This window comes from Neorhizobium sp. IRS_2294 (assembly GCF_050500145.1).
GTDB lineage: Bacteria > Pseudomonadota > Alphaproteobacteria > Rhizobiales > Rhizobiaceae > Neorhizobium > Neorhizobium soli.
In genome coordinates, this window is the sequence record NZ_CP191440.1 from 761661 (window position 1) to 781808 (window position 20148).

Sequence of the window (20148 nt, forward strand, 5' to 3'; positions counted from 1 at the left end):
TTGATCAAGCGGCAGAACAGCATGGCTTGATAGGAAATATCTATCGTCCTTCTAAGGGGCTCCGATTTATGGTGGTCCGTCGCGGAACTTCTCATCACCGGGATTGAAAGCGCGGCGTCTGCGGCTATTCTCGCGCCGAACTGAAGCGACATCTAGATACCGAGCGGAACGGCTACGCAGGAGAGAACATGACAGAAAGTGCTGCCATCCATATCGGCTTTGACGATCTGGTCGCTTTGCTGAAGACGATTTTCGTTCGCAACGGCGTATCTGAGCCAAATGCCCAGATCCTTGCCGAAAACTGTGCCGGCTGTGAGCGCGATGGCTCTTTGAGCCACGGGATTTTCCGCATGCCGGGATATGTATCCTCTCTGAAGAGCGGCTGGGTCGATGGCAAAGCCGTGCCGGAGGTGGAGGACGTCGCCCCGGCCTTTCTCCGCGTCGATGCCAACGGCGGATTTACCCAGCCGGCGTTCTTCGCCGCGCGGTCCCACCTGATCGAAAAAGTCAAAGCCAACGGCGTTGCGGTCCTTGCTATCCGTCGCTCGCATCACTTCAGCGCGCTTTGGCCGGATGTCGAACCGTTTGCGGATGAGGGGCTTGTCGCCCTGAGCGTCGTCAACAGCATGGCGTGTGTGGTACCGCACGGTGGCCACAAGGCGGTGTTTGGCACCAACCCGATTGCCTTCGCCTCGCCGCGCGCGGGCTCTGCTCCATTCGTCTTCGATCAGGCATCTTCAGCGATCGCTCACGGCGACGTGCAGATCGCGGCACGCGCCGGGCATGACCTGAAGCCCGGCATGGGTGTCGACCGCAACGGAGAACCGACAACCGACCCGAAGGCAATTCTTGACGGCGGTGCGCTGCTGCCATTCGGCGGGCATAAAGGCAATTCGATCGCATTGATGATCGAAATCCTCAGTGCGGCCCTGACCGGCGGCTATTTTTCAGGTGAGTTCGACTGGAGTGGCCACAAGGGTGCGCAGACGCCATTCACGGGCCAGTTTTTTGTGGTTATCGATCCCGAGCGGGGCGGCAATCACGCCTTTGCCGACCGTGTTGCGCAGATCTGCGACCTTGTCCTCGATGCCGGTCAAGATCGTCTTCCTGGGGAGCGGAGACATAACACTCGAAAGGCTGCCCTCGCAAATGGCATACCGCTCTCGCCCCAAAACCATGACATGCTGATGGCTCTCGCTACACCCTGATGTCTCGTATTTGCAAATGCAATTTCGCGAATATGAACTTCACCGTGCGGAAGAGAAAAAACTTGTCATCGGGGGTAACTATAACGCAGCAAACCCTTTGCCTTTTGCTTGCAAGAAAACATAAGGAGGCATGTAAGGAATGCTTGGAATCAATTTACATCGACAATCTTTAGCCTGACCTACTACATTCTAACTTGCGCAAATATAAGCGACCCAATTCTCAGGAGATTTCATGCGTATCGTAATGGTTGGATCGGGCTATGTCGGGCTTGTGTCCGGAGCGTGTTTTGCAGATTTCGGCCATGACGTGATCTGCGTCGACAAGGCCGCGGAAAAGATCGATGCCCTGAAGAATGGCGTCATCCCGATCTTCGAGCCCGGCCTTGATGCCTTGGTCGAAAGCAACGCCAGGTCAGGCCGTCTTTCCTTCACGACCGAGCTTGCGCCGGCCGTCAGCGAAGCCGACGTCATCTTCATCGCCGTCGGCACCCCCTCGCGTCGTGGCGATGGTCATGCCGACCTCGGTTACGTTTATGCTGCCGCAAAAGAGATCGCAGCTTCGATCAAGGGCTTTACCGTCGTCGTGACGAAGTCCACCGTGCCTGTCGGCACCGGCGACGAAGTCGAGCGGATCATCCGGGAAGCCAATCCGGATGCGGATGTCGCCGTTGTCTCCAACCCGGAATTCCTGCGCGAAGGGGCAGCGATCGATGACTTCAAACGTCCGGACCGCATCGTTGTCGGCCTCTCGGATGACCGTGCCAAGGCTGTGATGACCGAGGTCTACCGGCCGCTGTTCATCAACCAGTCGCCGCTGCTGTTTACATCACGCCGCACATCCGAACTGATCAAATATGCCGCCAATGGTTTTCTCGCCATGAAGATTACCTTCATCAACGAGATGGCGGACCTTTGCGAGAAGGTCGGAGCCGACGTTCAGGACGTCTCGCGCGGGATCGGCCTCGACGGTCGCATCGGATCGAAATTCCTGCACGCAGGTCCGGGCTATGGCGGATCCTGCTTTCCAAAGGACACGCTGGCGCTGGCAAAGACCGCACAGGACTTTGACGCACCCGTGCGTCTGATCGAGACCACGATTGCTGTCAACGACAGCCGCAAGCGTGCCATGGGCCGCAAGGTGATCGCCGCTGCCGGTGGCGATGTGCGCGGCAAGAAAGTCGCTCTGTTCGGCCTTACCTTCAAACCGAATACCGACGACATGCGCGACAGCCCGGCAATCGCCGTCGTTCAGGCTTTGCAGGATGCCGGCGCGATCGTGTCCGGCTATGACCCCGAAGGCATGGCAAATGCCAAGCAGATGATGGACATCGAGTTCGCAGCGGGACCCTATGAAGCAGCTGAAGGTGCCGATGTCGCCGTGCTCGTGACCGAGTGGAATGCGTTCCGAGCCCTCGACCTCGACCGCCTGAAGTCCATCATGAAAACGCCGGTTCTCGTCGACTTGCGCAATGTCTATCGCGCTCAGGAAGTTGAAGCACACGGCTTTGCCTATACGGGTGTGGGCAAGAGCATCTGAACCCGGGATCCGGCACATGGCGGTGTTGCCTTGAGCGGGACAAGCAAGAACCTTCAAAGCGACCGTAATCCCTGGCGGATTTCGAACGGGGATTACGGCGCATGCGAAAGATGATCCGCTGGTTGACCTTGCGCGCCTCACCGCAACTTGGCGAGCAGCGCAGGCGAAGGCTCGACCTTGGAAGCGAACCGTTACCCTACCCGCTTTACGCGATCGGCGATGTTCACGGCTGTCTTGACCTGCTGAAAAGGGCTGAAGCCGTCATCGCGGATGACATGAGGCGATTGGGACGCCCCGGGCTCGTTGTTCTCCTCGGCGATTACGTCGATCGGGGACCCGCATCGGCGCAGGTGCTCGAACATCTCTCGAGCCCCAGCGCTCTCGGTTTGAAACGCGTGACGCTTTGCGGCAACCACGACGATCTGTTCCTGCGCTTTCTGGAGCGTCCCGAAGCGTATATGCACTGGCTGGAAATGGGCGGCGACAAGACGCTCGCATCCTACGGCGTGGATCTGCAGCATCTGAGCCTCCGCCGCAAAGGTAGCGGCGCGTCTCTCATGCACGTCTTGCAGGAGGCGGTACCTGAAACGCACCGATCATTTCTTATGGATCTGCCTGTCAGCCTCAAGGCCGGCCAAGTCCTGTTCGTTCATGCGGGCGTGGCACCGGCCATACCGATCGAAGAGCAGCGCGATGAGGATATGATGTGGATCCGCGGGGCGTTCCTCAAGCAAGGGCCTGAACTTCCACATCTCATCGTCGTCCACGGGCATACGCCGCAGGAAGATCCTGATTATGGGATCGGTCGCATCGGGATCGATACCGGAGCAGTCTATTCCGGAAAACTGACAGTTCTGCGTATCGATGGTGAGGAGATCTCGATTCTGCAGTGAGGACCAAGCCTTCTGCACTCGTTACCAGCGGATGCGCTGGCGAGGACGATCTGCGCCACGACTTCGAGCAGACATTGTTCGCATGAAAAAACCCGCGCCATCGGCATCTACCGTTGGCGCGGGCTCGTTGTTTTGCTTGTCAGATCAGACCGTGCGGCGACCGACAGTCTCCGTTACGACCACGTTCTTCTTCGTACCGAAGCTGCCACCGACCCAGCCGGCGATTGCACCGAGTGCCAGGGCGATGAAGCCAAGGATTGCACCAGCAGATACGGCAGTTGCCGTGGCTTCTGCGGCTTCAAGTGCCTGCTGCTTTGCAGCTTCGACGTTCTCGCGGTACGTTGCCTCATACTGCTGAACCTGCTGGCGTGCCTGTTCGACAGGAATGTTCTGCGAGCGGGCAATCGCTTCAGCGGCACGGTTGCGGGCATCTTCTGCCTTTGCCTGGTCGCCGGTTACGGCTGCCTGAACAGCGGCAACTGCAGCGTTCTGGAGAGCCTGCGGATCGTTACCGGTTGTGCTGCGGATCTGCTGCTCGATACCGGCCATCGGGTTGGCGGAATTGGCAATTGCAGGCGCTGCGGTCGACGCAGCCGTTGCTGCCGTCTGGCCAACGCCACCGATGACGCTCGACAGGCCGCTGAATGCGCCGCCGACGAGTGCGCCGATCGAGGTTGTCAGCATGTAGAGGACCACGAGCGTTGTAACAGCCCAGGTCGTCAGACCATGGTAACCGCCCGTCGAGTTGCTCGGGCGGCCGGACAGGCGGCTCGAGACGTAGCCGCCGACGAAGGCCGCAATGATCCCGGCGATGACAAACCAGATGCCGCCGGCGATAGAGAAGGTGCTGGCAGTCGGGTTGTCGGACGTGACCGGATCAAGCACCGCGGCACCAAGACCGACGCCGAGAAGATTGAGTAGGAACTGCACTGCAAGCGCGATGACGACGCCTGCAAAGATTGCTCCCCAGGATACTTTGTTCAGTGCCGACGTCGCATTGACTGAGACGCCATGAGTGGTTTCGTGCGGTAGATGGGTTGTGACTGGTGTTACCATGATGGTGATCCTTAAAGCGCCTCACAGACGCGTGAGTGCGCCGTTAACAGTTTCGCCTCATTCAAGTTCCGTCAAAATCGTCAGAGAACACGAAATATTGGAACAAAAGCAACATAATCACCTCCGACGGTTAATTCTGAGCATGAGTAATATTTCCGGGGAACAAGCATCTTGCCCGGTGGTTGGGACGAGACCTACAACCAAAGGAATACCTCAATGTTCATGCGAGTTGATCAGCTGCAGGCAAATCTGCCAGCACCGAAACGTGCTGACCCCAATGCTGCCGCAGCACTCCAGGAATTGCTTGGCGGGAAATATGGAGAAATGTCGACGCTTGGAAACTACATGTTTCAGAGCTTCAACTTTCGGTCCAAGGAAAAACTGAAGCCGTTCTACAGCCTTGTTGCCAGTATCACTGCAGAAGAACTTGGCCATGTCGAGCTTGTCAGCAATGGCGTTGGAATGCTCAACAACGGCCCGGACATTCCAGGGGGCGACGAAGGCGACGGCGGCGATATTTCGGGCGCACCCTTCGAGGATATGAAGGATATGCGGTTGGCCGCGGCTTTCCTGTCCGGTGGCGGTGGAGCGGCTCCGATCAACAGCAACGGCGTATCGTGGAATAACGATTTCATCACCAGCACGGGCAATGTCGTCGTCGATCTCTTGCACAATTTCCATCTGGAATGCGGTGCCCGACTGCACAAGCTGCGCGTCTACGAAACGCTGACGGACCCGACGGGTCGCGAAGTCTGCGGCTATCTTCTCGTGCGCGGTTCGGTTCACGCCCATGCCTACGCATTGGCGCTGAAGAAAATCACCGGCGTTGAAATCGAAAAGTTCCTGCCGACGCCGAACATTCCGCTTTCCAAGATCCCGGAATGCCAGAAATACCTGGATGAGGGTTCGCATCGCCGGCTCTACACGTTCAGCCCGAACGACTACAAGGAAATGGCGGGCATCTGGGGCAATGGCGAAGTCGCTCTTCCGAACGATCCTCCGGGCGAACTCGAAGTGATCGATGGCATGCCCGACGGTGGCAAGATCCATCAGTTGACCGGCGTTCCCTCGGCATTCACGCCGGATTACGCGCCGGAAGAAATGTTCGAGATCGCAGAAAAGCTTTACAAGAAGTCGCGTTAATTCAGTCGGCGGCGGGGACTTTGGTCCCCGCCGTTTTTCATTGGACGTGTCACCCGTCCAGGGTCTGCAGCAGCTCCGAAATCCTGATCGTCGAGAAGTTGGAAACCGTATCGCAGACTGCGTATGGCAATATGATCAGGTCGCCGTGCCGCATTCCACCGCATGTGTAGACGACGTTCGGGACGTACCCCTCACGTTCCGACTTTTCCGGACGAACGAGCGGATCGCGTGACCTCGCGAGAACCTTCGAGGGATCCTTCTTGTCGAGAAGTGCGGCCCCGATCGCATACCGACGGACCGGGCCCACACCGTGTGTGAGAAGCAACCATCCTTCGTCGAGCTCGATTGGGGATCCGCAATTTCCCATCTGTACGAACTCCCAGGGAAATTTCGGACGCAGGATCGCTTGGCCGCCGTTCCATTCGTGCAGGTCGTCGGAGTAGATCAGGTAGAGATTTTCGTTGTCCTGCCGACCGATCATCGCGTAGCGACCATCAATCTTCCGCGGAAACAGCGCCATCCCTTTGTTCATCGCCGCGGTGCCGGTCAACGGCGTCATCTTGAACGAGATGAAGTCGCTGGTCTGGAGCAATTCCGACCGGATGGCCTTGCCGCTGTAAGCGGTATAGGTCGCATAGAACGTCTTTTCCTCATTCTCCTCCGTCTCGAATTCGACGAAGCGTGCATCTTCTATGCCGTTCGACTGAGCTGGTGTCACCGGAAAAATGACGCGTTCGCTGATATGCTGGTCGGCGCTGAAACTGAGTTCGACGCTCTCATCCGGTGAGCCTGACAGTGGCGTTTGGATCGTTGGGGTGGATGCAAGCCGTGCAGTCGGTTCTATCTCCACGCCGCCATCGGGCGCGATCAGTCCCGTGCGGAACGTCAACGAGGAGACATGCCCCTCGCCGACGGCGCGCAGGCTCAAGACAAACCGGCGGCTACCCTCCGGCACGCCCGATTGGTCCGGGTGAGCGACGATACTGGGGTTGAACAGTGCCGAGGCTTCAAACGAATATTCGTTGAGGAAGTAGGCCCCGATCAGCTGTCGCTGCGTCGGGCTGAAAACCGTGTGCGGCGCAAAGGCTTCTTCCATATCCTTCGCGCGTGCTTCGAACGTCGCCAGGAGGTTACGGTGGCGGCCCTCAAAATTCTCGAGCACGTCCGCAAGAAGAAGATCGGCGGCCTGCGGTTCCAGCGCCAGCACCCGATCGACAATAAGGTTCGCCCGGGTTTTATCCGTCGGGTTCAGATCCCGGGGTTCGGTGGCGGGCTTGAACGGACGCACGACCACGCGCGAGGAATCGGGTCGCAGGAAGAGCGATTGGCGGTTGACAACAACGGCTTTTGACAAAGCGATCTCATTTCATTTGAACGGAATTCGGGTTCAGGCACTCAGAGCGTGCAATTGGGAGGAGATTGCCGATTGACTGCCGCTCCGCACGATCCTGCGGTATTCGACGAGGCCTAAGAGGTAAGCGAGCACGGACTCGGCCCCCCTGTTCTCGTTGGGGCGTGCGCGATGCAGCCCATCGCGACAACTTCCGGTGTCAATGTCCACGAGCGGGAGGGAAAGGTCATTGGCACCCGTAAACCAGTCCAACGCCATCCGTGCACTGCTTTGCCATTCGGGGCGTTTCTCGGCATGCCAGGCCGTCAGGCAGGCAGAGATGGTTGCGGCCGCCTCGACCGGCTGCTGGTCGAAATGCTGCGGCGGCAAGCCGACATCACCGAAACCATCCGAACCGACCGGGCGGAAATGCCCTGTCCGTGCAGTCTGCATCGTCATCAGCCAGCGCAGGCTCTGCAGGCCAGCGGAGATATGGGTTGGCTTCTCAGCGGCCAGACCCGCAAGGATCAGAGCTTGCGGAAGACGGGCGTTGTCATAGGACAACCCCTCTTCAAACCACGGCCGATCCGGTGTGGCCACATGCGAAAAAAGCGCCATCAGCCGATCTGCGAGAGTGGACCGAATCCGTCGGGCATTGATGTCGTGGCGCCGGGCCGCGCAATATCCGTCCAATCCCAGCAACGTGAATGCCCAGGCGCGAGGTGAGGTGAAATCAACTGCTGTCGGAAGGGCTTCGGCAAACAGATCGGCAGCCCAGTTGCGTCTCGCCGAACTGGTGTCGTTGAGCGCGCACTGTCCAAGCGCCCACAGCGTGCGGCCATGGCTGTCTTCCGAGCCCTTGTCTTCCAGCCATCGCCGGTCAAAACCCATGAAATTGCGAAAGTGCTTTTGATCCGGGTTCCACGCATGCTGGACAAAGGACGCAAACCGCGTGGTCAGGATATCGGGCAACTGGGTTTCGCCGGAGGCCATGAGAGTGACTGAAAGCAGCAGCGCCCTGGCATTGTCGTCGACGCAGTAACCATGCGACCGGTCCGGGACAGAATGGACGGCATGCTGGAATAGTCCGGTGTCGTCACACATCGACAAGAGGTATGCGAACTGGAGCTCGGGCACACCGGGCGAGCCGAGGGCCGACGGCTTGCGGCCAACTGGCGGGACAGCACCGGGCCGGATTTTTGGCTGGATGACCGCCTCAAACAGCGAGAGGTATCGCTGGCCCGTGCGCTGCCAGGTCATAGAGCGACTGGCGGCATAGGCCCGACGGCGTATTGCGTTGCGACTGTCATCGTCGGTCAGCAATGCTGCAATTTCCCGACCAATCGCCTCGGAATCGCCGAACGGTACGAGTACGCCGGAGCCGTCCGCAAGGAGCTCGCTCGCGTGCCAGTACGGGGTCGATACAACGGCTTTGCCGAGCCCGAAACTGTAAGCAAGCGTACCTGAGGTCATCTGGGCTTCGTTGAGATAAGGCGTCGCGTAGACGTCGCACATCGAAATGAAGTCGAGAAGGGTCGGCAGGTCGACGAAACGGTCGAGGAAGACCACATGGTCTTCGATGCCGAGATCCTCCGCACGCGCTACGAGCGACTGTCGATACGTCTCGCCCTCGGTCCGCACAAGATTCGGGTGGGTCGCGCCAAGCACGACGTAGACTGCGTCCGGCCTGCTCTGCAGGATCACCGGCATCGCGTCGATCATGACCTCGATGCCCTTGTTGGGTGACAACAGGCCGAACGTCAGGATAACGGATCGCCCCTCAAAACCGAGTTTGGTCTTCGCCTCGTCCGGCTCGCTGAAGGCGATTTCCGGGATTCCGTGCGGGACGAACTCGATTTTCTCCGCCGGCACATCATAGACTTCCTGCAGCAGCTCGCGCCCCCGCGCGGCCATCACCACCACCTTCGACGAGATATCGACGATATTGTTGAAGACCCGGCGCTGAGATGGTGTCGGTTCGGCAAGGACCGTATGCAACGTCGTTACGACAGGCATCGTCAGCCGTGACAACAGCGCCAGGATATGACTTCCGTCATTGCCTCCGAAGATGCCGAACTCGTGCTGGAGGCAGACGATATCGAATTTCTCAGCGTTCAGGTATTTCGCGGCTGCGACATATTCCGCAAGGTCGTCGTCCGCGATCTGCAGATGGACGCTGTGCGGATAGTCATACACCTGGCCATGATCCGTCATGGCGACAATCGCCGTTTCGACGTTTGCCGAGGTTTTCGATACCGCTTGCTCAAGATCCGTCGTGAAGGTCGCGATGCCGCAGCGGCGCGGCAGTGAGTTGCCGACGAAAGCGATTTTCCTGGTCTGGGTCATGACAGCGTCTCCGTTGAAGGGAACGCTGGAACGTCCGCTAAGGGTTGAACAATGGTCGTCTTCTTGGGATCCGGCATGTCCCGGAGCGGACCGACGTCCCGCAGCAGGTTTTCCCGGGCGTCTTTGCCGGCATAGGCGAGCAAAGCTGTGATCGGAGCAGCACCGGCTTGTATAGATGCGTCTTCCGCTTCCAGGAAAACGGCATCACCAAGCTTCAGCTGCATCGATCCTATCGACGCTTCGCCCGCAAGGAGAAGCAACCAGCATTCGCTTTCGGCCTTGAGTTGCCACAGCGTGTTTGCAGCAAGTGTCACCCGCTCGAGCACGAAGAAGTCGCAGGAGACGAGTAGCGTTCTCTCTTTCGTCAGATGACGCATCGGTTCCTGGCGCGGTGCCGGTCCCAGCTGCGCCACTGAAACTGCCTGTTCGATATGGAGTTCACGCGCGCTTCCATAGTCGAAAAGACGGTATGTCGTGTCACTCGCCTGCTGGATTTCGGCAATGACGAGCCCCGCACCGATCGCGTGGATGGTTCCGGCAGGGACGAAGAACGCATCGCCCGCATAGGCTTTTTGCCAGTTGAGCAGGCTACCGATCGAACCGTCGGAAATGGCGTCGCGCAACTCCTCCGTGGACACGGGCGTTTTCAACCCGATCCCCACTTCGGCGCCGTCGTCAGCAGAAAGGACGTACCAGGCTTCCGTCTTGCCGTTCCTCATGCCGACTCCCTGCGCGGCCGCGTCATCCGGATGAACCTGGATCGACAGCGCCTGAGACGTGAACAGCAACTTGAGCAGCAGTGCAGAAGCGTCACGGTCTGGACCGTTGCGCGCGTAGCGCAGCTCGCCAATGACAGTCGTGCCGTCCGACTGGCTCCACGGCTTCAGTTCACGACGGCCCCACGGCTTTGCTGCGGGCTGCACGCCTAGATGTTCTACCGTCATGATACCTCGTGGGTATGCCGCTAAGATCAGTTCGATCTGAGGTCGGTAGCTGCGCCAGCAAATCAGGTGGAACGGTCGCTATCGCAACGATGTCAGGTTTTCAAACGCGCCCTGGGATATCGGAACCCGCCGGGCCATTCGCGCCGGCAGCCTGTCAGGCTTTGCGCAGGCATACCTGATATAGGGTTATGTCCTACGGATTTCAATTTTTAAATAAAATCAGCCACCAACCGCAACAAAATCAAATTCTTCACGCATCAGAGATTTTGTAAATTATAAGTATATTGGTAATTTACTTAGCTGGTACTGATGAGATACGCTTTAAAAGCGCAAAAAATGCAAAAGTGTACTATCGACACGCATTTCTACGACTTAGGAATACGCTGCAACATCTAGCCAGCATCGCCCCAATGACCGGAGAGCTGTTCGGCGCTCCTTCACACCACGTCTTCGCTCAGGACTACCTCGGCATCGTCGCGATGCATCTCGAAAACCTGCCTCCCGATTTCCGAGCTGAAGCCTGCGCGTGCAAACGATGCGAGCTCCTTGGCCTTGCGTTTCTGATCGAGCTCCACTCTCCTGAACGGGCCAAATGCCCGCTTTCGCGCGAGCACGACCGCGGCACGCAGATCGTTCACGTCAGCGACTGCCTCGGAGGCGGTTTCCCGGTCTATTCCCTTGATCACGAGCCGCTGCGAAATCGCGCGTTTCGACCGGCCGCTTCGTTGCGCAGAACGGGTCGCGACTTCTGCGTAAGCCTGATCATCGAGAGCGCTGTTGTCATATCCGAACTTCACGGCAAACGCCGCAAGCGCCTCGACTTGCCGATCGCCGATGTCTTCGAACTTTTCCCGCGCCTTGCGCGTGATCGCTTGCCGGAGCTGCTTTTCCGTGTGCATCCTTTTGGACAGACGATAGATAGCGGAGTTCCGCGCCCATGACAGCATACGCGTCGTCGGGATATCCGATACGGGTTTTTCAGCAAGCTCGTTGCTGCTATCGTCTGGTAAAGGCTCCAAAATCAAGTCCTTGTTCCAGTTGTATCACGCGATAACTGACAATCAGAGAACCTTGTTGTATCAACCGCGGTCAGGTTTTTTCGAACTGGATCCTGGACAAGGGCATCGCAGTTGTCACGACGACACCATCCGGCTCGTAATCGGTCGTGGCGGTTCCGTAAGAGTTCAGACTGGACGCGATGAGCCGAGAGCCAAATCCCTTTCTGGTCGGGATAGCGACGGGTGGCCCGCCGACTTCCCGCCAAGACGAGATTAGAAAATCCTCTCCCTCCCGGGCTTCGATTCTCCATGCAATATCGATGTGACCATTGCTCTCGGAGAGTGCGCCGTACTTGGAGGCATTCGTGAAAAGCTCGTGCAGCACCAGCGAGAACGACAGGGCGGCCTGGGGATCAAGCTCGATCTCCGGTCCCTCGATCCGGACGCGGTCGGAGCCCTCAAGACCGATGTTGATCGTTGCGGCGTTCACGATCTGGCCAAGCGTCGCGCTCACCCAGTTCTTCTGGAGCAAAATATCGTGTGCCGAGGCATAGGCCGACATGCGCGACTGGAGCTTCTCGCCGGCATCTTCGAGCGAGGCCGCATTGCGGATCGACTGCGTTGCAATCGACTGCACCACCGAGATGGTGTTTTTCATCCGGTGACCGAGCTCGAGCATGAGCAGGCGTTGCTGGTCGGCCTGTTCTCTTTCCTGCGTTCTGTCGCGAAGGATTTTGATGAAGCCTATGACGGTATCGTCATCGGATCGCAACGCCATCATCTCGCCGGACGCCCAGAAGGTTGAACCGTCCTCGCGCAGATGCCATCGCTCGTCGCTACCACGCCCCTGGCTCAGGGCGGCAGTCATCTCCCGTTGCGGAATGCCCTGCTCGCGATCCTCGAGCGTGAAAAAAGCTGTGGCCGGCCTGCCCACCATCTCGTCTGCATCCCAGCCGAGAACACGCCGAGCACCCTCGTTCCAACTGGTCACGAGACCATCGAGATCCATCGAAATGATCGCGTAATCGATCGCGCTCTGGACGATGGCTTCGAGATACCGCTCTCTTGAGGAAATCTTGTCTGTGGGTATCTCGATCTTCATCAACTGGTCTTTCGCCATATCGGTCCCAACGTGGTGGCACGAACCAGCTCAACTGGGGAATTTTAGCACTATCTGCAATCCCTATTCAAAGAGGATCGTGGAAATCGTGTGGCACAAGATCGGCCTCCCGTCGAGCCGCCATAGGCGACCCGATCTCGAAGCTGGCGGCGAGACGACGGTTCACATCGTCGGCGTCTCCCGCCCGAGCCATACAGCGGAGGAAAGCACCGACAGCCAGTCTTACAATTCGCCCTTATGAAGAAGGGTGCGAACATCGTCGGAGACCTGGTTGGCGGCTCCCAGCGTCTCGATCAGCTGCGCCTGTCGGCTTCCTCTCAATCCCGCGGTCGTCAGCAGCTTGTCGCGGACATAGGTATAGATGCCGCTCACTGCGAAGGCAGTCGCATGGCTGATCTGCGCTTTCTGGTCGGAGAGCGTGCTCTGGAACAGATCGCCGCCGTAGAACTGCCGACGAGCAAGCGGGCTGGCGAATGCGAGCTCCAACACCGCAATGTGCCGGCGCTCGTCTGGAACCGTATGATCGACGCCGGGAGCAGGCGGTGCGGGTTTTGCGTTGTCGTAGACATCGGGCAGGTGCAGACGCACTTTCATAGCGGCAGGGTCTGAGGAAATCTTCTCGGCAAGGTTCGTCATGAACGTTGCAAAGGCAAACGCATCGCCTGTCCTGGAGCCGAGATGGACGTGGATGCGATCAAGTCCGTCGTCTCCGTTGGGAACCGGGTCGGCGCTGCGATCGATGAGTGTGGTTGAGCCCTTGGGAAGGGCATAGGCAACGGTTGCTGCAAACATGTTCTGCTCGTCCGCAAACAGGATCGAGCAGGCGTCATTGAATTCCTCCTGGTCGGCCGCCGTCTCGAAGCCGATCTCGACGCCGCCGTCCAGGACATAGTTTTCAAATGGCGAAACCCCGTCGATTTCAGGCCAGAGATGCGCGTCCTGTTCGCGGTTGAAGTGGTTTTGTACATACCATCCAAGCCCGTGGATCCGGGAACAGAGCGGGCCATGCACATCGCGCCAATAATTGGCGAACGTTTCGTGCGGCACTTTTGGACGACGAAGGACGGTCGTGTAGGTGTTGATCGCTACGGCGGCATCGCGCGCCGCAAAATTCGTGTCGTTCGATGAAATGGACAAATGAAACTCCGATTCGTTGCACGGGGAGAACATGCAGCGGTTTCGGTTGTTCCTTTTGCCCCAACATTAGAGCCGGCAGACGAGCGGACGCAGGATCATCGCATCGGAAGCGCACCGGTCACCGAGTGACGGCGCGCCTCTATTGCTCCCAAGACCTAGCTTTTATTTTCGCCGCGCGGCCGCGACCTCACCCAAGATGTCATGCAGTTCCGGAAGTGCGTCGAGCTCTTCCAGCATGACGGACAGTTTCGGTTTCCAGTTCGGATAACTGTCGCTCGTGCCAGGGACGTTGGTTGGCTGCTTTTCGTCCGTGAGATCGGCGAGCCGTACAGCCATCAGGAGGGATGGGGTTCTGGCAACGAAGGCATGGGCAGTCGCCGCCAGATTTCTACGACTGGAGTGATCGACCGCCTCCGAACCCATAAGATCGGCCGCCCGAAATGCGGAAAGCACGTCGCGCCTTTCGCTCTTTCTCTCGCTCTTCTGCTGACGGGCAGCGTCTTCGGGCACGAGATCGTTCTTTTCCCGCATCATGACGTCAGCTGCACGCCACCAGCCGGAAAACGTCTGGTGGTCATGGGTTGATACACATGCCAAGGCCAGCGCCGGATACTGGTCGGGCGGATGGAAGCCCTGCTTTCCCTGCTCGTAGGAGAGAATTCTGTAGGAGAGAATGTTGGCAGCCTCCAATTCTCCCTGCAGCCCTTGCGGCAGATTGCCGAGATCTTCTCCGATGACGAGGCAGCCATATGTGTTGGAGAGGTCCGCAAGCGTCTTGATCAACGCTTGTTGGGGGTAGCCGACATAGGCACCCTCTTCGGGGCTTTCTCCCGATGGCACAAGGAAAAGGCGCCGCAGAGCTGCTGCATGGTCGATGCGAACCGCGCCCGCGTAGCGCATGACACCTTCCATCGTGGTCTCAAATGGGGACGGATTTCCCGAAGCGATCGCCGAAGGGTGAAACGCTGCAAGCTGCCAGTCCTGACCATAAACCGCCATGGGATCTGGCGGACTGCCGATGCTGGCACCTTCGACATAGGCATGACGGCTGCTCCAGGTGGCCGATCCGTCCAGTGCCTCGCCGACGGCGACGTCGAGATAGAGGCCGACGCGCATGCCTGCAGCCTTTGCACGAGCTGAAGCCTCGGTGAGCTGCCCATGTGCCAGATACTGGAGCCACAGGTGGAAATCGACGCGATCGCCGTGCGTTTCCGCAAACAGCTTTACCGTCTCCGACTGCGGATCCTGATATTCTTGCGGCCACGCCTTCCAACCGACGCTGCCCCCAGATGCGACAAGGGTCTCCGAGATCGCCTCGAACAGGGCGTGCAGCCTCAGTTCAGCGTCGCCTTCCCTGCAGAAATCCTGAAACGCGGGGTCCTCTCGGCGTTTTTCTGTCGTCCAGATTCTGTAGAGCACCTCGCGCTTGGTCCGCGCGACATTCCCGTAGTCGACCAGTTCCGTTCGTTGCAACCGGGCAATATCTTCCTCCAGCTCAGGCGAGCTTGCGAAGCCGTCGATCCGATCGACAGCAATGTAGAGGGGATTGAGAAAACGCCGGTTGGAGGGTTCGTAAGGACTGCACCGTTCGGCAGCGGCCATGAACGGCGCATGGAGCGGATTGAGACCGACGAAGTCGGCACCCCAGCCTGCGGCGAGATCAATGAAAGTGGACAGGTCGTCAAAATCGCCGATCCCCCAGTTTCGGCGCGATCTCAGTTCGTAAAGCTGCAGCGCCACGCCCCAGACCCGCTCGCCTTGGAGATCAGGAAGAAAGCACTGGGGTTGACCGGAGGCTTCGACCGAGGCGGTCTGGGCCTGGTCGTTGTTTTGCGGGTACCGCTCCAGCGACGCGAAGATTTTCGCCCGGCCGGCTGTCGAAACGGGCACGTCATTGCCCTGGGGTGAGGGTCTTTTGTTTTCGATATCGTAGGCCTCGGAGCTCTGGCCCCGATCGAGCATGGCGTCGTCAATATTCTGCTTCATTAGCCCACCTCGTCAATATTATACGGTCGGCAGGCAAAGCATGCAGCTTTCCTCCAACGTCGATTTCTGAGCCCAAACCGTCTGCGGGTTGAGGAAGTTCCCCGGCGCAATGCCCGGACTAGGAAAGAGTTTCTGCTCTGCGAGGTACATCACGCTGCAGCGGACGAAATTGCGCTACGAGTCCTGCAGCATTTGCAGGATGACAGAGCGGTACTCCGGCATGGCCAGTTCCATTGCCTCGAGGTCTTCCCGGCCAAACCAGCCCAATTCGGAATGCTCGGTGCCGAGCAGGGAAGCCTGTCCACCTTTCCAGAGCGGTACCGCATAGGTGTGGAAGGGCGATTTCTGCCTTTCGTCACGGCTCTCGTACAATGTAGCGACCTTGTTGAAGGCAAGTGGCGTGAGCCCCACCTCTTCCTCGCATTCCCGCACCAGAGCCTCGTCCAGGCCCTCGCCTTTTTCGACATGACCGCCGACCAGATCCCACAAATTTGCCGACCACTTTCGGTGCGATGCGCGCCGGACAAGCAGGATCTTTCCATTTTCGACAAAACCTGCGCATACGATCTTCGCCATTGTTTCTCCTCTGTCCTGTCGAAGCGTTCGCAGGCATTGAGGGAACCACCTGTGGCAAATTCAGTTCCCTGCCCTTGAGACGCATTGACGAGGGAATGAATGGCACCGCCGCAATTTGGAACTATCGAAGAGATCTGGCGCTACCCGGTAAGCTCGCTTGGCGGCGAGCGTTTGACCTCCGTCGAGCTGGGAACGGACGGAATCGAGGGCGATCGTTCATGGTGCGTTGCTGATGCGCAGTCCGGCCATCCGGCGGCGCCCGAGAAAGAATCTCGCTGGAAACCGGCACTTTTCCTCCACTCGAGGTCAGGTCGAGACCGGCCTGAAATCGGATTTCCGGATGGGGAGTGGCTGCGTGTCGGAGAGGGAGATACCGATGCGAAGCTGACCCTCTATTTCGGCTTCGAGGTCGCAACGCGTCCCTATGTCGCGACCGGCGATGCACAGACGGCCGTCAACCGTTATGAAGTGAGCCCGGTCCATCTCGTGACGACCAACTCCCTTCGACACTTGTCCACGATCGTCGGAACCGACGATATCGACAGCCGCCGGTTTCGCCCCAACGTCGTGCTGCGAACGCCTGCGGCCGAGGGCTTTGAGGAGAAGTCATGGCTTGGAAGCCGGATGCAGATGGGAGAAGCGACCATCCACATCTGCGAAGAAGCCAAGCGGTGCGGAATGACGCTGATCGCGCAACCCGGGCTTCCCGAAAACCCCGACGTGCTTCGCTCGCTGTTGCGACAAAACAAGCGAAACTTCGGCATCTACGGCGATGTCGAGATACCCGGGAAGCTGACATTGGGTGACCCGGTCAAGATCGTGACGGGCTGACGCCTTAAGCTTGCGCGATGATCAGGGGCGGCTCGTTCGATTTCAGGATCGCTTTCGAAATCACCTCGCCGATATCGCGTGCGCTGGTGATTCCCTGCACGAACGGAAGCTTGTGCAGCAGAAAAGCGATCGAACCGCAGTAGAGGTTGTTCGAGAGATTGTCTTCGAACACCAGCCGGAAATCGTCGTCGAGATCGATCCCTCCTGTCCGGACGATCTCCTGCTCGGCGCCATCAAGAGAAAACGCAGCCTTTGTTGCCGCTTTTCGAACGACACCCTGGCCAACGAGCGTCGGGAACGGAATGTCGCGGGCCGACAGCTCGTGCTGTCCTGTGGCGTCGATGAAAGCCTCAAACCGAAGCTCCCGTCCTTCCGTGCGAACTACAGCGCCCCGCTCCACGCTCTTGTTGTCGATCTCGCTGTTATTTCCGAGTGCCACGATCTCAAGCTTGCCGGTGCGATGGAGAGCGAGCAATCGGCGGATCGATTCATGCGGAACCGTCGCGTAGTCATCGATGAAGACGGTCTTGAAGTGCTTGTGGAACCGCTTGAGGTCATCAGCGTCTAGATGCGGTATCGCCTTCGCAATCACCTCATGCATCCGCAGGATGGCATAGCGCCATTCCACCGTCTGCTTCAGCTTCTTGTTCAGGTCGGCTTCGGCGAGGTTGCGAGCAGCCCAGGCAAACGGGTCGTTGGTTTCCCGAGCGCGGAAATAGGCAGGCGCGATCGTCTCAACGGTCAGAAGCGACAGGCCGATGCTTGCTGCATAATCCGGATCGCAGGCCACCAGCTCCTGCTTGAACAGGTCGAAGATCGCATCCAGAAGATCGAGCTTCCGCGTGGCGATCGCGTTTTCGATCGCCGGTTCGGTACAGATTGTCAGCGGGCGGTACGGGATCTCGCAGTAGAAGTCGGCTTCTGGCAGCACCCCTTTGCGCGACATCATCGTTGCGCGGAAGGCTTCGGTTCCCGGCAGGGGCTCGTATTGAAGATCACCCTGCCCATCGAGCATGAAGGCACCATGCGCAGTCGAGACGGTGATCAGCGCATCGATGCCGCTCAGCGACGTGCCCAGAATGCCGAGATTGCATGGAGGTATGGTTTTGAGAAGCGGTGCCGGCCAGGGCGAGATGAAGTATCCGGGCCGCACCTCGGTGGTCTCCGGCCAGTCGTGGCCCGTTGCCATCACCACGTGATCGAAACCGAATTCCGCCGGTTCGTCGTCCAAGGCTTTTACGCTCAACCGGATATCGTCTGCGCGCAGCTCGATATCGACGACACGATGCCGCGCCTTGAGGTGGATGGCGTGGCCGTTGGCGGTGGCGGCATTCAGAAGCTGCTGGAACTGCGCGTGCAGGAACTCTCCTAGAACCACGCGCGGATAAAATTCCCGCTCGCTGATGGCATCGCGTTCGACGCCGAGATGCTGCAACTCCATATCCGTCTGACGGCGAAGCCACTCGGTCAACGTTTCGCAGATTGGCGGCAGCTCGATGCTGGCAATGTTGGAGAGCATCGCCGCATCGTTGAGATCGGGGCGATAGGGGGTTCCCTTGCCGGGTTCCGCGTCGCTTTCGAAGATGGTGATCTCAAGCGGTTCAGACTTCCCGATGAGGCCCTTCAGCGTGTAGATGCCGGTCGGACCGGATCCGATGATTGCAACTCTCAATGACATATGCCCGATCTATCCTTGCAGGAACCAGAAAGTCTGGAGACTGCGCCAACAAGGCTGATGCCTCGAGGTTCCGTCACGACGCAATGATCGCCGCTCCACGTCAGGATAAGGTCCGGCTGTATGTCTGCCTGACAGTGGAACCGTTCCCATTTCCGGAAGTTGGTGACGTCGAACATCGCCATCCCGTTCTTCAGTGTCAAAGATTAGAGACGTGCATGAGACCACGGCGTATTGTCGTCATCAGTGATTTTCAGGATGGAAGCTGGAGCGGCGAAGACCTCCCGTCCCCTCGAAGCTTTGAAACGCTATGGTCATCAGGTTCACGCGGATCTCCTCCCCTGTCCATTCCGGATACGAACGACGTGGTTGTCGACGGCGGCTATATCGAGCGGCTTCCACTCGCAGCCCTCAAGGACGGGCTGGTCGATTGCGCGGAAATCTGGACGCATTGGCGCGGCGGTGATCCTCCGCCAGAGTGGCGTTCCGGCAATCCGTCGCTGGTGCGCCGTTCATTCCGGATGAACGGTCCGGAGGCTCCCTTTGCCTCGAACGATATGCTCGGGCATATCGAGGCGTTCGGCGCTCCTGACATACTGTGTGTCTGGGGACTTGGGGTGAGCGAGGAGATCATGCTTGCCTGCCGCGACAGCTTTAAGATCTACAACTCCATCGACGCTCCGGCACTTCGCGTGCCGTTCGAGGTCAGCCGTCATTTCGATCTCGTGATCACGGGAGCGGAGTGGCAGTCGGAGGTTGTTCGCGCCCGGCATCCTGACATGCGCACAGTCGTGATGCCGATCGGACCCGAATTCGCATCCGAGATGACATTCCGGCCGCTGAACCTTCCGAAGATCTATCACGTGATCTATGTGGCGGCCGCCCAGCCCTACAAGCGCCACGACATGCTCTTCGAAGCGCTGGGTAAGCTACCGCGGTCGCTCCGGACCCTTTGCGTCTTTGGTTACGGAGAACTCGTACCGGAGTTGAGGCGCCATGCGGACGCGCTGGGCATCAATGTCGATTTCATTGAGCCGCCGGGAATACCCTTCGACGACGTCAACCGGTTGATGAACCAGTCACGGATCGGCGTCGTCTGCGGCGTCGACGACGGAGCACCTGCCATTCTCACCGAATATATGCTGGCCGGCATTCCCGTCCTCGCCAACAGCGCGCTTCGGTGCGGATTACAATACATCATGCCGGAGACGGGCCGAATGGCTTCGGAGCAGGACTTTCACGACGGTATCCGGGATCTGCTCCGGCTCGCCAACGGGATGAAACCACGCGAGACAGTGCTGGAAAACTGGACGTGGCAGCATAGCATCAGCCGCCTGCGAGATTTGATGAACGACAGGTAACAGAATT

General features: G+C 58.7%; 16 protein-coding genes and 1 pseudogene. 7 read left to right on the forward strand and 10 right to left on the reverse strand.

Annotation, left to right across the window (positions count from 1 at the left end):
* Positions 1-188: 188 nt before the first annotated feature.
* The 3 genes from ACQY1K_RS20725 (at position 189) to ACQY1K_RS20735 (ending at position 3638) form a co-directional block, all read left to right on the forward strand.
* Positions 189-1208: an Ldh family oxidoreductase gene (locus tag ACQY1K_RS20725; RefSeq protein ID WP_430259150.1), complete on the forward strand. Its 1020-nt coding sequence runs from the start codon at positions 189-191 to the stop codon at positions 1206-1208.
* A 232-nt stretch (positions 1209-1440) separates the two neighbouring features.
* Complete coding sequence (locus ACQY1K_RS20730) at positions 1441-2745, forward strand: UDP-glucose dehydrogenase family protein (protein WP_062458806.1); 1305 nt, start codon at positions 1441-1443, stop codon at positions 2743-2745.
* A gap of 101 nt (positions 2746-2846) precedes the next feature.
* A complete protein-coding gene (locus ACQY1K_RS20735) occupies positions 2847-3638 on the forward strand; it encodes a metallophosphoesterase family protein (protein ID WP_430259152.1) in 792 nt (263 codons plus the stop codon).
* Between the two features lie 144 nt (positions 3639-3782).
* On the opposite strand, the gene ACQY1K_RS20740 is transcribed toward ACQY1K_RS20735, so the two are convergent.
* A complete protein-coding gene (locus ACQY1K_RS20740) occupies positions 3783-4694 on the reverse strand; it encodes a hypothetical protein (RefSeq protein ID WP_062576535.1) in 912 nt (303 codons plus the stop codon).
* Between the two features lie 216 nt (positions 4695-4910).
* Here ACQY1K_RS20740 and ACQY1K_RS20745 point away from each other — a divergent pair, with 216 nt between their 5' ends.
* The gene (locus tag ACQY1K_RS20745) at positions 4911-5837 is read left to right on the forward strand and encodes a manganese catalase family protein (RefSeq protein WP_113110092.1); all 927 of its coding nucleotides are present in this window, start codon (positions 4911-4913) and stop codon (positions 5835-5837) included.
* A 49-nt stretch (positions 5838-5886) separates the two neighbouring features.
* On the opposite strand, the gene ACQY1K_RS20750 is transcribed toward ACQY1K_RS20745, so the two are convergent.
* Positions 5887-7089 (reverse strand): glycoside hydrolase family 130 protein, encoded by a 1203-nt coding sequence (locus ACQY1K_RS20750; protein ID WP_430260615.1) that lies wholly within the window; start codon positions 7087-7089, stop codon positions 5887-5889.
* Here ACQY1K_RS20750 and ACQY1K_RS20755 point away from each other — a divergent pair.
* Positions 7003-7188, forward strand: a pseudogene (locus tag ACQY1K_RS20755) (hypothetical protein); the annotation flags it as partial. The gene ACQY1K_RS20750 and the pseudogene ACQY1K_RS20755 sit on opposite strands and share 87 nt — an antisense overlap.
* 36 nt (positions 7189-7224) lie before the next feature.
* Here ACQY1K_RS20755 and ACQY1K_RS20760 read toward each other — a convergent pair.
* The 7 genes from ACQY1K_RS20760 to ACQY1K_RS20790 form a co-directional block, all read right to left on the reverse strand.
* Positions 7225-9513 (reverse strand): glycosyltransferase family 4 protein, encoded by a 2289-nt coding sequence (locus tag ACQY1K_RS20760; RefSeq protein WP_430259154.1) that lies wholly within the window; start codon positions 9511-9513, stop codon positions 7225-7227.
* Positions 9510-10457, reverse strand: a complete 948-nt coding sequence (locus ACQY1K_RS20765; protein WP_430259156.1) for a class I mannose-6-phosphate isomerase — start codon at positions 10455-10457, stop codon at positions 9510-9512. Before ACQY1K_RS20765 ends, ACQY1K_RS20760 begins: the two co-directional genes overlap by 4 nt.
* Before the next feature lie 437 nt (positions 10458-10894).
* Positions 10895-11404 (reverse strand): recombination regulator RecX, encoded by a 510-nt coding sequence (recX, locus tag ACQY1K_RS20770; RefSeq protein ID WP_430246027.1) that lies wholly within the window; start codon positions 11402-11404, stop codon positions 10895-10897.
* Positions 11405-11546: 142 nt separating this feature from the next.
* On the reverse strand, positions 11547-12557 hold the full coding sequence (locus ACQY1K_RS20775) for an HWE histidine kinase domain-containing protein (RefSeq protein WP_062460387.1): 1011 nt from the start codon (positions 12555-12557) through the stop codon (positions 11547-11549).
* Between the two features lie 240 nt (positions 12558-12797).
* Positions 12798-13712, reverse strand: coding sequence for a hypothetical protein (locus ACQY1K_RS20780; RefSeq protein ID WP_430259158.1), 915 nt, complete (start codon positions 13710-13712; stop codon positions 12798-12800).
* 162 nt (positions 13713-13874) lie between these two features.
* Positions 13875-15698, reverse strand: a complete 1824-nt coding sequence (gene malQ / locus ACQY1K_RS20785; protein ID WP_430259160.1) for a 4-alpha-glucanotransferase — start codon at positions 15696-15698, stop codon at positions 13875-13877.
* Between the two features lie 174 nt (positions 15699-15872).
* Positions 15873-16274 carry an NUDIX hydrolase gene (locus ACQY1K_RS20790; RefSeq protein WP_430259162.1) on the reverse strand — a complete coding sequence of 134 codons (402 nt, stop codon included), beginning with the start codon at positions 16272-16274 and terminating at the stop codon, positions 15873-15875.
* 99 nt (positions 16275-16373) lie between these two features.
* Here ACQY1K_RS20790 and ACQY1K_RS20795 point away from each other — a divergent pair, with 99 nt between their 5' ends.
* Entirely contained in the window at positions 16374-17105 is a 732-nt protein-coding gene (locus ACQY1K_RS20795) for an MOSC domain-containing protein (protein WP_430259164.1), read from the forward strand.
* A 4-nt stretch (positions 17106-17109) separates the two neighbouring features.
* On the opposite strand, the gene ACQY1K_RS20800 is transcribed toward ACQY1K_RS20795, so the two are convergent.
* Complete coding sequence (locus ACQY1K_RS20800; protein WP_430259166.1) at positions 17110-18783, reverse strand: FAD/NAD(P)-binding protein; 1674 nt, start codon at positions 18781-18783, stop codon at positions 17110-17112.
* A gap of 215 nt (positions 18784-18998) precedes the next feature.
* Between ACQY1K_RS20800 and ACQY1K_RS20805 the strand changes: the two genes are divergently transcribed.
* Positions 18999-20141 (forward strand): glycosyltransferase family 4 protein, encoded by a 1143-nt coding sequence (locus ACQY1K_RS20805; protein ID WP_430259168.1) that lies wholly within the window; start codon positions 18999-19001, stop codon positions 20139-20141.
* Positions 20142-20148 lie beyond the last annotated feature (7 nt).